This window comes from Kitasatospora sp. HPM-01-4, assembly GCF_051374625.1.
GTDB lineage: Bacteria > Actinomycetota > Actinomycetes > Streptomycetales > Streptomycetaceae > Kitasatospora.
The window spans coordinates 440757-456846 of record NZ_JBPQGP010000005.1 but is presented as its reverse complement, the minus strand read 5'-3'; the positions used below and the strand labels follow the sequence as shown (position 1 = coordinate 456846).

1 protein-coding gene is annotated in these 16090 nt (G+C 71.9%); it reads left to right on the top strand.

Annotation, left to right across the window (positions count from 1 at the left end):
* Positions 1-79 precede the first annotated feature (79 nt).
* On the top strand, positions 80-16057 hold the full coding sequence (locus ACSMTC_RS02200; RefSeq protein WP_436557911.1) for an SDR family NAD(P)-dependent oxidoreductase: 15978 nt from the start codon (positions 80-82) through the stop codon (positions 16055-16057).
* Positions 16058-16090: the final 33 nt, after the last annotated feature.

The following is a 16090-nucleotide window of genomic DNA, read 5'->3' as shown; positions in this document are numbered from 1 at the left end:
AGAAAGCTGCGAGTTCCTGCCGGTGAAATCCGTCGAAACGACGTGAGCCGACTGGATGCGTTGAAGAGGTGGGCATTTAATGGCGAATGAAGAAACGCTTCGTGACTACCTCAAGTGGGTCACGGCCGATCTGGCCCAAACCCGCCAGCGCCTCCAGGAGGTGGAGGCGGCGGACCACGAGCCGATCGCGATCGTCGGAATGAGCTGCCGGTTCCCCGGCGACGTCAGCTCCCCCGAAGAGCTCTGGCAGCTGGTCAGCCAGGGCCGCGATGCCGTCGACGGCTTCCCCGTCAACCGGGGCTGGGACCTCGAGGCCATCTACCACCCGGATCCCGAGCACCCGGGCACCTCGTACGTCAACGAGGGCGGATTCCTGCACGGGGCAACCGAGTTCGACCCCGCCTTCTTCGGCATCTCACCGCGCGAGGCGCTGGGCATGGACCCGCAGCAGCGCCTCCTCCTCGAGACCTCCTGGGAGGCCTTCGAGCGCGCGGGCATCGACCCCGCCACGCTCCGCGGCAGCCGCACCGGCGTGTTCGCCGGTGTCATCTACCACAACTACGCCGCCCGGCTGCACTCCGTCCCCGAGGGCGTCGAGGCGTTCCTGGGCACCGGCAGCTCCGCCAGCATCGCCTCCGGCCGGGTGGCCTACGCCCTGGCCCTGGAAGGCCCGGCCGTCACCATCGACACGGCCTGCTCCTCCTCCCTGGTCGCGCTGCACCTCGCCGTGCAGTCGCTGCGTTCCGGGGAGTCCACGCTGGCGCTGGCCGGCGGTGTCACCGTGATGTCCACCCCCGAGGCGTTCGTCGACTTCAGCCGCCAGCGCGGACTGGCCGCCGACGGGCGCTGCAAGGCGTTCTCGGCCGAAGCCGACGGCACCGGCTGGGGTGAGGGCGTCGGCATGCTCCTGCTGGAGCGGCTGTCCGACGCCCGCCGCAACGGGCACCCCGTGCTGGCCCTCGTGCGCGGCACGGCGGTCAACCAGGACGGTGCCTCCAACGGCCTGACCGCGCCGAACGGTCCGTCGCAGCAGCGGGTGATCCGGCAGGCCCTGGAGAACGCACAGCTGACGGCGCGCCAGGTCGATGCGGTCGAGGCGCACGGCACCGGCACGGTCCTCGGCGACCCGATCGAGGCCCAGGCGCTGATCGCCACCTACGGCCAGGACCGCTCCGAGGAGCGCCCGCTCTGGCTCGGCTCGGTCAAGTCCAACCTCGCCCACACCCAGGCCGCCGCAGGTGTCGCCGGTGTGATCAAGATGGTGCTGGCCATGCGGCACGGAGTGCTGCCGAGGACCCTGCACGCCGGTGAGCCGTCCCCGCACGTCGACTGGGCCGAGGGCTCGGTGCGGGTGCTCGCCGAGGAGCAGCCCTGGCCGGAGACCGGTGAGCCGCGCCGCGCCGGCGTCTCGTCGTTCGGCTTCAGCGGCACCAACGCGCACGCGATCCTGGAGCAGGCGCCGGTCGCCGAAGCGGCGGTGGCCGAGGAGCCGGCCGGGTCTCCCGCGGTGGTGCCGTGGGTGCTGTCCGGCCGGACGGCGGAGGCGCTGAGCGGGCAGGCCGGCCGGTTGCTGGCCCGGCTGGACGCGGAGCAGGACCTTTCGCCGGTCGATGTGGGCCTCTCGCTGACGGCCACGCGATCGATGTTCGAGCACCGCGCGGTGGTGGTGGGGGCAGACCGTGACGAGCTGGTTGCCGGGCTGGCGGCGCTGGCGAGCGGTGAGCCTGCGTCGCGGGCGGTGCTCGGTGTCGCCGGTGCGGCCGGTCGGGTGGTATTCCTGTTCGCGGGGCAGGGGAGCCAGCGGGCCGGGATGGGCCGGGAGTTGTATGAGGCGTTCCCGGTGTTCGCCGATGCTTTCGACGCGGTCTGCGCTGAGCTGGACCCGCACCTGGAGCGTCCGCTGCGTGAGGTGCTCTTCACCGGCGAGGGGCTGGATCAGACCGGCTACACCCAGCCGGCGTTGTTCGCGGTCGAGGTGGCGCTGTTCCGGCTCACAGAGTCCTGGGGTGTGCGACCGGAGTTCCTTGCGGGGCATTCGATCGGTGAGATCGCTGCCGCGCATGTGGCGGGTGTGCTGTCGCTGGCGGATGCCGCTGCTCTGGTGGCGGCTCGTGGCCGTCTGATGCAGGCGCTGCCGGTTGGTGGTGCGATGGTGGCGGTGCAGGCCTCGGAGGATGAGGTACTGCCGTTCGTCACCGACGAGTTGGGGATCGCGGCGGTCAACGGCCCGTCGTCGGTGGTGATTTCTGGTGCCGAGTCGGCGGTGCTGGCGGTTGCGGAGCGGCTGTCGGCCCGGGGTCGTAAGACCAAGCGGCTCACGGTCAGCCACGCTTTCCACTCGCCGCTGATGGAGCCGATGCTCGCCGAGTTCCTTACGGTCGTCGAGGGCCTGACCTTCAACGAGCCCCGGATCCCGATCGTCTCCACCGTCACCGGCGGGATCACCGACGAGCTGCGCACTCCCGAGTACTGGGTCCGCCACGTCCGCGAAGCGGTCCGCTTCTGCGACGCGATCCAGAGCCTGGAGGCCGAAGGCGTCCGGACCTTCCTGGAGCTCGGTCCTGACGGCACGCTCACCGCCATGGGCCAGGAGTGCGCGGCCGAGACCGCACTGTTCGCACCGGTCCTGCGCCGTGACCGTGCCGAGGCCGAGAGCTTCACCGGTGCTCTCGCGCAGCTGCACGTGCGTGGTGTGAAGCTGGACTGGCAGGCCGTCTTCGCGGGCACCGGCGCCCGGCACGTCGACCTGCCCACGTACGCCTTCCAGCGCGAGGCGTACTGGATCGACCGCACCACGCCGCTGGTCACCGACGCCCGCGCGATAGGTCTCGGCTCGGCCGACCACCCGCTGCTGGGTGCCGCGGTCGCCCTTGCCGAAGGTGACGGCTTCTTCTTCTCGGGCCGGCTCTCCCTGCAGACCCACCCCTGGCTCGCCGACCACGCCGTCGGCGGCACCGTGCTGCTCCCGGGTACCGCCTTCGTCGAGCTGGCCGTCCGGGCCGGCGACCACGTGGGCTGCGACCGGCTGGCGGAGCTGACCCTGGAGGCGCCGCTGGTGCTGCCCGAACACGGCGGTGTACAGGTGCAGTTGTGGATCGGCCGGCCGGAGGCCTCCGGTGCGCGCCAGCTGACCGTGTACTCCCGCGCGGAGGACGCCGACGAAGAGGAGCCCTGGACCCGGCACGCCGACGGCCTGCTCACCTCATCGCGCGGCGCCGCCAGGACCGAGCGCGTCGGCGACTTCGACCCCGCGCACTGGCCGCCGGCCGACGCCCGGCCGGTAGAGCTGTCCGGGTTCTACGAGGGCCTCGCAGCCGCCGACTTCGGCTACGGACCCACCTTCCGGGCTCTCGGCGCGGCTTGGTCGCGCGGTGACGAGATCTTCGCGGAGGTCTCGCTGCCGGACGAGGCGGCCGCCGCCGCACCCGGCTTCGGTCTGCACCCGGCGCTGCTCGACGCCGCACTCCACGCTACCGCGCTGGGCGGTGCCATGGGCGAAGGCCAGGGACGGCTCCCGTTCTCCTGGACCGGTGTCGCACTGCAGGCCGTCGGCGCCGCCGCGTTGCGGGTGCGCATCGTGCCCGCAGGCCCGGAGTCCGTCTCGCTGGCCGCGTTCGACGCCTCGGGCGAGCCGGTCTGCACGGTGGAGAACCTGATGCTCCGCCCGGTGGCCGCCGACCAGCTCCGGAAGACCGACAACCGCGTGGCCGCTGCCAAGGACTCGCTCTTCGGCGTCGAGTGGACGGCCGTCCCGCTGCCCGAGTCCCCCGACGGCACCGCCGAGCGCCACACCGTGGTGGGAGTCGACCAGCTCGGGCTGGCCGTCGCCATGCTGGTAGCGGGACACGGCGTCGACACACCGCAGGACCTGGACGCCCTGGCCGCACGCCTCGCCACCGACGGCCAGGCTCCCGGTTCGGTGTTCCTCCCGCTCGGGTTCGGTGGTGGAGCGGAGCAGTCGGCCGACGACGTCAGGGCCGCCGTGCGCAAGGCGCTCGACCTGGTGCAGCTCTGGCTGGCGAAGGAGGCGTTCGCCGGTTCCCGGCTGGTGGTGGTCACGCGTGGTGCGGTGGCGGCCGGTGGCGATGGTGCGGTGTCGGATCTGGCCTCGGCCGCTGTGTGGGGTCTGCTGGGTTCGGCGCAGTCGGAGAACCCGGGCCGGATCGTGCTGGTCGATGTCGATGAGGACCCGGCCTCGCTGGGTCTGCTGTCGGCGGCGGTCGAGAGTGGTGAGCCGCAGCTGGCGCTGCGTGCGGGCGGTGCGTTCGCGCTTCGCCTGGCCCGTGTGTCTTCGGCCGATGAAGCCGAGCTTCCGGTGCTGGATCCGGAGGGTACGGTGCTGGTGACGGGTGCGACGGGCACGCTGGGTGCGCTGTTCGCCCGGCATCTGGTGACCGAGTACGGTGCGCGCAGGCTGCTGCTGGTCTCACGGCGCGGGGCTCAGGCCGAGGGTGCCGAGGAACTCGCGGACTCCCTGCGTGAGTTGGGCGCCGAGCCGGTCTTCGCCGCCTGTGATGTCGCTGATCGTGAGGCGTTGGCGGCGCTGCTCGCCGAGCACCGCCTGACGGCCGTGGTGCACACGGCCGGTGTGCTGGACGACGGTGTGATCTCCTCCCTCACCCCGGAGCGGATCGATGCGGTGCTGCGCCCGAAGGTGGACGCGGCCTGGAACCTGCACGAGCTGACCCGGGACCACGACCTCACCGCCTTCGTACTGTTCTCCTCCGCCGCCGGCCTGTTCGGCGCGGCCGGACAGGCCAACTACGCGGCCGCCAACAGCTTCCTGGACGCCCTCGCCCAGCAGCGCCGGTCGGCCGGACTCCCGGCGACCTCGCTCGCCTGGGGCCTGTGGGCGGGCGGTATGGCCGACACCCTCGACGAGGCCGACGTCCAGCGGATGGCGCGCGGTGGTGTCGCCCCGCTCACCACCGAACTGGGCCTCGCCCTGTTCGACGCGGCCCTCGCACAGGACGCCGCCGTCGCCGTGCCGATCCGTCTCGACCAGGCCGGACTGCGGGTCCAGGCCAGGGCCGGCCGACTGCCCGCCATCCTCACCGGACTGGTCCGTACCCCGAACCGCCGTGCGGCCGAGGCCGGCACGTCCGCAGCGGGCGCCTCACTGCTGGCCCGACTGCTCGGTCTGACCGAGGAGGAGCAGCAGCGGGCGCTCCTGGAACTGGTCCGCACCCAGGTCGCCCTCGTCCTCGGCCACGCCGGCCCGCACTCCGTCGAGCCGGGGAAGGCGTTCCGGGAGACCGGCTTCGACTCGCTGACCTCGGTCGAGCTGCGCAACCGCCTCAACGCCGCGACCGGCGTCCGGCTCCCGGCCACCGTGGTGTTCGACTACCCCACCCCCACCGCGCTCGCCGACTACCTGCTCACCGAGGCGTTGGGACTGCGCGAGGCGGCCGCCGAAGCGGCGCCGGTCCTGGCCAACCGAGCCGACGATCCGATCGCCATCGTCGGAATGGCCTGCCGCTACCCGGGCGAGGTGCGCTCGCCCGAGGACCTCTGGCGCATGATCAGCGACGGTGTGGACGGCATCTCGCCGTTCCCCACCGACCGTGGCTGGGACGTCGAGAACCTCTACCACCCGGACCCCGACCACCCCGGCACCTCCTACACCGCCGAGGGCGGGTTCCTGCACAACGCAAGCGAGTTCGACCCGGCGTTCTTCGGTATCTCGCCGCGCGAGGCGCTGGCGATGGACCCGCAGCAGCGCCTGCTCCTGGAGACCTCCTGGGAGGCCTTCGAGCGGGCCGGTATCGACCCGGAGTCGGTGCGCGGCAGCCGGACCGGTGTCTTCGCGGGCGTGATGTACCACGACTACATCTCCCGCCTGCCCGCCATCCCCCCGGGCGTCGAGGGCTACCTCGGTACCGGAAGCGCCGGGAGCATCGCCTCCGGCCGGGTGTCCTATGTCCTGGGCCTGGAGGGCCCGGCCGTCACCGTGGACACCGCCTGTTCCTCCTCGCTGGTCGCGCTGCACTGGGCGATCCAGGCACTGCGTGCCGGTGAGTGCTCGCTCGCCCTGGCCGGCGGTGTCACGGTGATGTCCACGCCGGACACCTTCGTGGACTTCAGCCGGCAGCGCGGACTGGCCGCCGACGGCCGCTGCAAGTCCTTCTCCGACGACGCCGACGGCACCGGCTGGGCCGAGGGCGCCGGCATGTTGCTGGTCGAGCGGCTCTCGGACGCCCGGCGCAACGGCCACCCGGTGCTGGCGATCGTGCGTGGCTCCGCGATCAACCAGGACGGTGCCTCCAACGGTCTGACGGCGCCGAACGGCCCCTCGCAGCAGCGGGTGATCCGGCAGGCGCTGGCCTCAGCCGGACTGTCGGCCGACGAGGTCGACCTGGTCGAGGCCCACGGCACCGGTACCACGCTGGGTGACCCGATCGAGGCGCAGGCGCTGCTGGCCACCTACGGCCAGGAGCACTCGGACGACCGTCCGCTGTGGCTGGGTTCGGTGAAGTCCAACCTCGGCCACACCCAGGCCGCCGCCGGTGTCGCCGGGATCATCAAGGTGGTGCAGGCGATGCGGCACGGCGTGCTGCCGCAGACCCTGCACGTCGGCGAGCCGTCCACCCATGTGGACTGGACGGCCGGCGCGGTGGAGCTGCTGACCGAGGCCCGGCCCTGGCCGGAGAGCGGCCGTCCGCGCCGAGCGGGCGTGTCCTCCTTCGGTATCAGCGGCACCAATGCGCACACCATCATCGAGCAGCCGCCGGCATCCGACGCCGCACCGTCCGTGCCGCCGGCCGGGCCGCTGCCGCTGGTGCTGTCGGGTCGGACGGCGGAGGCACTGCGGGCGCAGGCCGGACGGCTGCTGGAGCACCTGGAGGAGCGGGCCGAGCTGTCGCTGGTCGACGTCGGCTTCTCGCTGGCGACTACGCGTTCGGCGTTCGAGCACCGCGCGGTACTGGTGGGTTCGGACCAGGACGAGCTGTGCGCGGGCCTGGAAGCCCTCTCGCGGGGCGCGTCAGCCGGACGGGCGGTGCTGGGCGTCGCCGGTGCGGCCGGTCGGGTGGCGTTCCTGTTCACGGGGCAGGGGAGCCAGCGGGTCGGCATGGGCGCCGAGTTGTACGAGACCTTCCCGGTGTTCGCCGAGGCTTTCGACGCGGTGTGTGCGGAGTTGGACTCGCACCTGGATCGTCCGCTGCGCGAGGTGGTCTTCGGTGGCGAGGGGCTGGATCAGACCGGGTTCACGCAGCCGGCGTTGTTCGCCATCGAGGTGGCGCTGTTCCGTCTGGTCGAAGCATGGGGTCTGCGGCCGGATGTGCTGGCCGGGCATTCGATCGGTGAGATCGCTGCCGCGCATGTGGCGGGTGTGCTGTCGCTGGCGGATGCGGCCGCTCTGGTGGCGGCCCGTGGCCGGTTGATGCAGGCGCTGCCGGTTGGTGGTGCGATGGTGGCGGTCCAGGCGAGCGAGGCCGAGGTACTGCCGTTCGTCACCGATGAGTTGGGGATCGCGGCGGTCAACGGACCGAACTCGGTGGTGATCTCGGGTGCCGAGCAGGCCGTCCTTACGGTCGCGGAGAAGCTGGCGGCCCAGGGCCGTAAGATCAAGCGGCTCGTGGTCAGCCATGCGTTCCACTCGCCGTTGATGGAACCGATGCTGGCCGAGTTCCGTACGGTCGTCGAGGGTCTGACCTTCGGCGAGCCCCGGATCCCGATCGTCTCCACCCTCACCGGTGGGATCACCGACGAGATCCGGACCCCCGAGTACTGGGTGCGGCACGTCCGCGATGCGGTCCGGTTCTGCGATGCGGTTCAGGCTCTGGAGCGCGAAGGCGTCCGTAGCTTCCTGGAGTTGGGCCCGGACGGCACGCTCACCGCGATGGGTCAGGAGTGCGTCAGCGAGGAGTCGGTGTTCGTGCCGGCTCTGCGCCGCGACCGTGCCGAGGCCGAGAACTACACCAGCGCTCTCGCGCAGCTGCACGTCCGTGGTGTGAAGCTGGACTGGCAGGCCGCCTTCGCCGGTACCGGTGCGCGGCGCGTGGACCTGCCCACCTACGCCTTCCAGTACGAGCGCTACTGGCTGGAGGCCCCGCCGGTCCTGATGGGCGACGCGGCGGCGGCCCAGCTCGGCCTCGACCTCGCGGAGCACCCGCTGCTGGGAGCCTTCGTCGCTCTGGCGGACGCGGACGGTGTCCTGTTCACCGGGCGGCTGTCGCTGGAGGCGCACCCGTGGCTGGCCGACCATGCCGTCGGTGACGCGGTGCTTCTGCCGGGAACCGCCTTCGTGGAACTGGCGGTCCGGGCAGCCGATCAGGTGGGCTGCGACCGGCTGGAGGAGCTGACGCTGGAGGCGCCGCTGGTCCTGCCCGCAAAGGGAGGGACGCAGGTCCAGGTGTCGGTCGGGGCGCCCGATTCCACGGGCCGCCGTCCGGTGTCCGTGTTCTCCCGGGTGGAGGGCGCGCCGGTGGACGAGCCGTGGACGCGTCATGCGACGGGTCTGTTGGCACAGGGTGGTGCCGAGGAGTCCTTCGATCTGGTGGAGTGGCCGCCTGCGGGTGCCGAGCCGGTGTCGGTTGACGGGCTGTACGGCGGTTTTGTGGCTGCCGGGTTCGGTTATGGTCCGGTGTTCCAGGGGCTGCGGGCGGCTTGGCGGCGTGATGGCGAGGTGTTCGCCGAGGTCGCGCTGGACGAGAGCAGCCGGGACGAGGCGGGCTTGTTCGGTCTGCATCCGGCGCTGCTGGATGCCGCGTTGCACGCGGTTGCGCTGGGTGGCCTGGTGGAGGACACGGGTCGGGGTCGGTTGCCGTTCGCGTGGTCTGGGGTGTCGCTGTTCGCGGCGGGTGCTCGTGAGTTGCGGGTGCGGTTGTCGCGGGCCGGTGCGGATGCGGTGTCGTTGACCGTGGCGGACGGTGCGGGTGTGCCGGTCGCATTGGTGGAGTCGCTGGTACTGCGGCCGTTCGACGCCGGGCAGTTGGCGGGTGCGAGCGGTGGCCATGAGTCGCTGTTCCGCCCGGAGTGGGTCAGCGCTGCCCTTCCGCCTGTCGCGGCCCCGGACGTGGTGACCGTGCTCGGGGCGGATGATCTCGGGCTGGACGATGCCGAGCAGTTCGGGAAGCTGGCTGAGCTGCGGGCTGCGGTCTCGGCCGGGCTGTCGGTGCCGGGGACGATCCTGGTGCCTGTTCTGCCGGGGTCGGCTGAGGCTGAGGATGTGGCCGCTGCGACGCATGCCGCTGTGCGTGGTGCGCTCGCGTTGGTGCAGGAGTGGCTGGCCGAGGAGTTGCTGGCGGACACCCGGCTGGTGGTGGTCACGCGTGGTGCGGTGGCGGCCCTTGACGCGGATGTGCTGGACCTTCCCTCGGCCGCTGTGTGGGGTCTGCTGGGTTCGGCGCAGTCGGAGAACCCGGGCCGGATCGTGCTGATCGATGTCGATGAGGACCCGGCCTCGCTCCAGGCGCTGCCCGGTGTGCTCGCCTCCGGTGAGCCGCAGCTGGCCGTAAGGACCAGCGGTGGCTACGCGCCACGTCTGGCCCGGGTCCCGGCGATTGCCGAGACCGAGCGGCTGGTGCTGGACCCGGAGGGTACGGTGCTGGTGACGGGTGCGACGGGCACGCTGGGTGCGCTGTTCGCCCGGCATCTGGTGACCGAGTACGGTGCGCGCAGGCTGCTGCTGGTCTCACGGCGCGGGGCTCAGGCCGAGGGCGCTGAGGAACTCGCGGACTCCCTGCGTGAGTTGGGCGCCGAGCCGGTCTTCGCCGCCTGTGATGTCGCTGATCGTGAGGCGTTGGCGGCGCTGCTCGCCGAGCACCGCCTGACGGCTGTGGTGCACACGGCCGGTGTGCTGGACGACGGCGTGATCTCCTCCCTCACCCCCGAGCGGCTGGAGGGCGTGCTGCGCCCGAAGGTGGACGCGGCCTGGAACCTGCACGAGCTGACCCGGGACCACGACCTCACCGCCTTCGTCCTGTTCTCCTCCGCCGCGGGCCTGTTCGGCGCGGCCGGACAGGCCAACTACGCCGCCGCCAACAGCTTCCTGGACGCCCTCGCCCAGCAGCGCCGGTCGGCCGGACTCCCGGCGACCTCGCTCGCCTGGGGCCTGTGGGCCGAAGACGGCGGAATGGCCGCCGCCCTGGTCCGGTCCGACGTGGAACGGATGGCACGCGGTGGTGTCGCCGCGCTGACCGCCGAGGACGGCCTGCTGCTGTTCGACGCCGCGATCGGTTCCGGTGCCCCGTTCCTGGTGCCCATCCAGCTCGAACTCGCAGCTCTGCGCGCCCAGGCAGCCCGTGGCATGGTGCCGCCGCTGCTGCGCGGCCTGGTACGGGCCCCGATGCGCCGCGCGACCGAAGCCGGCGGCAGTGAGGGTCCCGGTGCTGTCAGCGGATCGGCGCTCGGCCGGCGACTGGCCACCCTCCCCGAGGCCGAGCGAGCGTCGGCTCTGCTCGACCTCGTGCGCGCGGAGGTGGCGGCTGTCCTGGGCTACCCGAGCGCCGCCTCGGTCGACGCCGAGCGGGCGTTCAAGGAGCTCGGCTTCGACTCCCTCACCGCCGTCGAACTGCGCAACCGCCTCAACACGGTGACCGGTCTTCGGCTGTCGGCCACCCTGGTCTTCGACTACCCGACCCCGGGTGCTCTCGCCGAGCTGCTCCGCAGCGAGCTGCTGGGCGCGTTGCCGACCACCGACCTCCCGATCCCGGCAACCGTCGCCACGGACGACGACCCGATCGCGATCGTGGGTATGGCCTGCCGCTTCCCGGGCGGTGTCTCCTCGCCCGAGGAGCTGTGGGGCCTGGTCGTCGGCGGGCGGGACGCGGTCTCCTTCTTCCCCGACAACCGTGGATGGGACCTGGACAACCTCTACCACCCGGACCCGGACCACCCGGGCACCTCGTATGCCCGTGAGGGCGGGTTCCTGCACGACGCGGGCCTGTTCGATCCGGGCTTCTTCGGGATCTCGCCGCGTGAGGCGATGTCGATGGATCCGCAGCAGCGGCTGCTGCTGGAGACCTCCTGGGAGGCGTTCGAGCGGGCGGGCATCGATCCGGCGACGCTGCGGGGCAGCCGGACCGGCGTGTTCGTCGGCGTGATGTACAACGACTACGGCATGCTGCTCCAGCAGTCGGCGGAGGGCGCGGAGGGTCACGTCGGTACCGGCACCTCGGGGAGCATCGCCTCCGGCCGGGTGTCGTACACGCTGGGCCTGGAGGGTCCAGCGGTGACCATCGACACCGCCTGCTCCTCCTCACTGGTCGCCCTGCACCTGGCCTGCCAGTCGCTGCGCCAGGGAGAGTCCACGCTGGCGCTGGCCGGCGGTGTGACCGTGATGCTGACACCCAGCACCTTCGTGGAGTTCAGCCGTCAGCGCGGCCTGGCGGCGGACGGGCGCTGCAAGGCGTTCTCGGACGACGCCGATGGCACCGGCTGGGGCGAGGGCGTCGGCATGCTGCTGGTCGAGCGGCTCTCGGACGCCCGGCGCAACGGGCACCCGGTGCTGGGCATCGTGCGCGGCTCCGCCGTCAACCAGGACGGTGCGTCCAACGGCCTCACCGCCCCCAACGGCCCGTCCCAGCAGCGCGTCATCCGCCAGGCCCTGGCCAACGCCAATCTGACGGCGAGCCAGGTGGATGCGGTGGAGGCGCACGGTACGGGTACCCGGCTGGGTGACCCGATCGAGGCGCAGGCGCTGCTGGCCACCTACGGTCAGGAGCACTCGGAGGACCGTCCGCTGTGGCTGGGTTCGGTGAAGTCGAACCTGGGGCACACGCAGGCTGCTGCCGGTGTGGCGGGTGTGATCAAGATGGTGATGGCGATGCGGCACGGTGTGCTGCCGCAGTCGCTGCATGTGGGTGAGCCGTCCTCGCACGTGGACTGGTCGGCGGGTGCGGTGGAGCTGCTGAGTGAGACGCGGCCGTGGCCGCAGACCGGTGAACCGCGCCGTTCGGCGGTGTCCTCGTTCGGGTTCAGCGGCACCAACGCCCACATCGTCCTGGAGCAGGCGCCCGAAGCCGAGGCCGCGGCCGCCGAGCCGGAGGGCCCGTCGGCGACCCCGTGGGTGCTGTCCGGACGGACGCCCGAGGCACTTCACGGGCAGGCGGGCCGGCTGCTGGCGCGACTGGACGCCGAGCCCGGCCTCTCGCCGGTCGATGTCGGGTTCTCGCTGGTGGGCACCCGCGGTTCGTTCGAGCACCGCGCCGTGCTGGTGGGCTCGGACCGGGATGAGCTGCGCGCCGGGCTGGAGGCGCTGGCGCAGGGAGAGGCGGCGGCGCGGACCGTGGTCGGGACTGCCGGCTTGGCCGGCCGGGTGGCGTTCCTGTTCACCGGCCAGGGGAGCCAGCGGGTCGGCATGGGTGCCGAGTTGTACGAGACCTTCCCGGTGTTCGCCGAAGCTTTCGACGCGGCATGTGCGGAGTTGGACTCGCACCTGGAGCGTCCGCTGCGCGAGGTTGTCTTCGGTGGCGAGGAGCTGGACCAGACCGGGTACACGCAGCCCGCGCTGTTCGCCATCGAGGTGGCCCTGTTCCACCTCGCGGAGTCCTGGGGCATCCGGCCGGAGTTCCTGGCCGGGCATTCGATCGGTGAGATCGCCGCCGCGCATGTCGCGGGTGTGCTGTCGCTGGCGGACGCCGCAGCTCTGGTGGCCGCTCGTGGCCGGCTGATGCAGGCACTGCCCGCCGGCGGTGCGATGGTGGCGGTCCAGGCGAGCGAGGCCGAGGTACTGCCCTTCCTTACCGATGAGTTGGGGATCGCGGCGGTCAACGGGCCGAACTCCGTGGTGATTTCGGGTACCGAGCAGGCTGTGCTGGAGGCCGTGGAGAAGCTGGCCGCCGAAGGCCGCAAGAGCAAGCGGCTGACGGTGAGTCATGCGTTCCACTCGCCGCTGATGGAGCCGATGCTGGCCGAGTTCCGGACCGTCGCCGAGGGTCTGACCTTCAACGAGCCCCGGATCCCGATCGTCTCCACTCTCACCGGAGAGGTCACCGACGAGCTGACCACGCCCGAGTACTGGGTCCGCCATGTCCGCGAGGCCGTCCGCTTCCAGGACGCCATCCGGACCCTGGAGCGCGAGGCCGTCCGCACGTACCTCGAACTGGGGCCCGACAGCACCCTCTCCGCGATGGCCCAGAGCTGTGTGACCGAGGACGCGGTGTTCGCGCCCGCCTTGCGCCGGGGCCGCTCGGAGAACCGGACCTTCGTCAGTGCTCTCGCTCAGCTGCACGTCCGTGGTGTGAAGCTGGACTGGACGGCCCTGTTCGCGGGCACCAGTGCCCGGCGCGTCGACCTGCCCACCTATGCCTTCCAGCAGGAGAACTACTGGCCGCGAGTCCACTCCGGCCAGGTGGGGGACGTGACGTCCGCCGGTCTGGGGACGGCCGACCACCCGCTGCTGGGTGCCTCGGTGGCGCTCGCGGATGCGGACGGCCACCTGTTCACCGGACGGCTGTCGCTGGACTCCCACCCGTGGCTGGCCGACCATGCCGTGGCCGACACCGTGCTGCTGCCCGGAACCGCCTTCGTGGAACTGGCGGTCCGCGCGGGTGACCAGGTGGGCTGCGGCCGCGTCGAGGAGCTGACACTGGAGGCGCCGCTGGTCCTTCCGGCCAAGGGCGCGGTTCAGGTCCAGGTCTCGGTGGGCACCCCGTCCGACTCCGGCCGGCGTACCGTCAGCCTCCACTCCCGGGTGGAGGGCGCGCTGGTGGATGAGCCGTGGACGCGTCATGCGACGGGTCTGCTGGCGGAGGGTGGTGCCGAGGAGTCCTTCGATCTGGTGGAGTGGCCGCCTGCGGGTGCCGAGCCGGTGTCGGTTGACGGGCTGTACGGCGGTTTTGTGGCCGCCGGGTTCGGTTATGGTCCGGTGTTCCAGGGGTTGCGGGCGGCTTGGCGGCGTGATGGCGAGGTGTTCGCCGAGGTTGCGCTGCCGGAGGTGGCTCAGGCGGAGGCGGGCTTGTTCGGTCTGCATCCGGCGCTGCTGGATGCCGCGTTGCACGCGGTCGCGCTGGGTGGCCTGGTGGAGGACACGGGTCGGGGTCGGTTGCCGTTCGCGTGGTCTGGGGTGTCGCTGTTCGCTGCGGGTGCTCGTGAGTTGCGGGTGCGGTTGTCGCGGGCTGGTGCGGATGCGGTGTCGTTGACCGTGGCGGACGGTGCGGGTGTGCCGGTCGCGTCGGTGGAGTCGCTGGTGCTGCGGGCCTTCGATGCCGAGCAGCTGGCGGGTGCGAGCGGCGAGGACTCGCTCTTCCGGACCGAGTGGACGGGCGTCGGCCTGCCGTCCGCCGCCTCCCTTGCCGGTGCGGTGGTCCTTGGTACGGACGATCTCGGCCTCGCCGGTGTCGAGCGGTTCCCCGACCTGGGCGCGCTGGTGGCCGGTGCCGTACCGGAGACGATCCTGGTGCCTGTTCTGCCGGAGCCAGCTGAGGCTGAGGATGTGGCCGCTGCGACGCACACCGCCGTGCACGGTGCGCTCGCGCTGGTGCAGCAGTGGCTGACGGAGGAAACGGTCGCGGAAACCCGTCTGGTGGTGGTGACCCGTGGTGCGGTGACGACCGCCGGCACGGAAGCGCCTGATCTTCCCTCGGCCGCTGTGTGGGGTCTGCTGGGTTCGGCGCAGTCGGAGAACCCGGGCCGGATCGTGCTGGTCGACCTGGACGAGGACCCGGCCTCACTGCGCGCTCTGCCGAACGCCATCGAGAGCGGTGAGCCCCAGCTGGCCCTGCGCGCGGGCAAGGCCCTCGCACCGCGTCTGGCCCGTGTGCCTTCGGCCGATGAAGCCGAGCGGCTGGTGCTGGACCCGGAGGGTACGGTGCTGGTGACGGGTGCGACGGGCACGCTGGGTGCGCTGTTCGCCCGGCATCTGGTGACTGAGTACGGTGCGCGCAGGCTGCTGCTGGTCTCGCGGCGCGGGGCTCGGGCCGAAGGCGCTGAGGAACTCGCTGATTCCCTGCGTGAGTTGGGCGCTGAGCCGGTCTTCGCTGCCTGTGATGTCGCTGATCGTAGGGCGTTGGCGGCGCTGCTCGCCGAGCACCGCCTGACGGCCGTGGTGCACACGGCCGGTGTGCTGGACGACGGTGTGATCTCCTCCCTCACCCCCGAGCGGATCGATGCAGTGCTGCGCCCGAAGGTGGACGCGGCCTGGAACCTGCACGAGCTGACCCGGGACCACGACCTCACCGCCTTCGTGCTCTTCTCCTCGGCGGCCGGTGTCTTCGGCAATGCGGGTCAGGCCAACTACGCCGCCGCCAACGGCTTCCTGGACGCCCTAGCCCAGCAGCGCCGCGCCGCCGGACTCCCGGCGACCTCGCTCGCGTGGGGCCTGTGGGCCGAAGACGGAGGTATGGCAGGGGAGTTGGACACGGCGGACGTCCAGCGGATGGCGCGGGGCGGTGTCGGTGCGCTGACCGCCGAGGAAGGCCTGAGGCTGTTCGACACCTCGCTGCGTTCGGGCGACCCGGTCCTGGTGCCGATCCGGCTCGACCTCGCGGGTCTGCGTGGCCAGGCCGAGGCGGGCATGCTGCCCCCGCTGCTGCGCGGCCTGGTCCGGGTCGCCGCACGCCGCTCGGCCGCAGCGGCCACCGAGGCGACCGGTCCGTCTCTGGCGCAGCGGCTGCTGGGCGTGCCGGAGACCGACCGCGAGGCGGTCCTGCGCGAGGTGGTGTGCTCGGAGGTCGCGGCCGTCCTCGGATACCCGGGCCCGGACGCGGTGGACGCCGACCGGGCGTTCAAGGACCTCGGCTTCGACTCCCTCACCGCCGTCGAACTGCGCAACCGCCTCAACGCGGTGACCGGTCTGCGGCTGCCGGCCACCCTGGTCTTCGACTACCCGACCCCGGCGGCCCTGGTCGCGCTGCTCCACGCCGAGACCGTCCCCGACCCGGCTGCCGTACTGGTGCCGCTGCTGGCCGAGCTGGACCGACTGGAGGCCGCCCTGCTGGAGACCGCGCCCGACGACGAGGGGCACCTCCGAGTCGCCAACCGCCTGCAGTCCCTGCTCGCGAGGTGGAACGACCAGCAGACCCCGGCCGAGGAAGCCACCGTCGCCGAGGAGCTCGAAGAGGCCACCGATGACGACCTCTTCGACTTCATCGGCAAGGAGTTCGGCATCTCCTGACCGCAGTCCGACCTGCCTGATCGCCCGATTCTT

Coding starts and splice junctions, on each gene's coding strand:
- ACSMTC_RS02200 (WP_436557911.1), top strand. CDS start 80: ATGGCGAATGAAGAAACGCTTCGTGACTACCTCAAGTGGGTCACGGCC.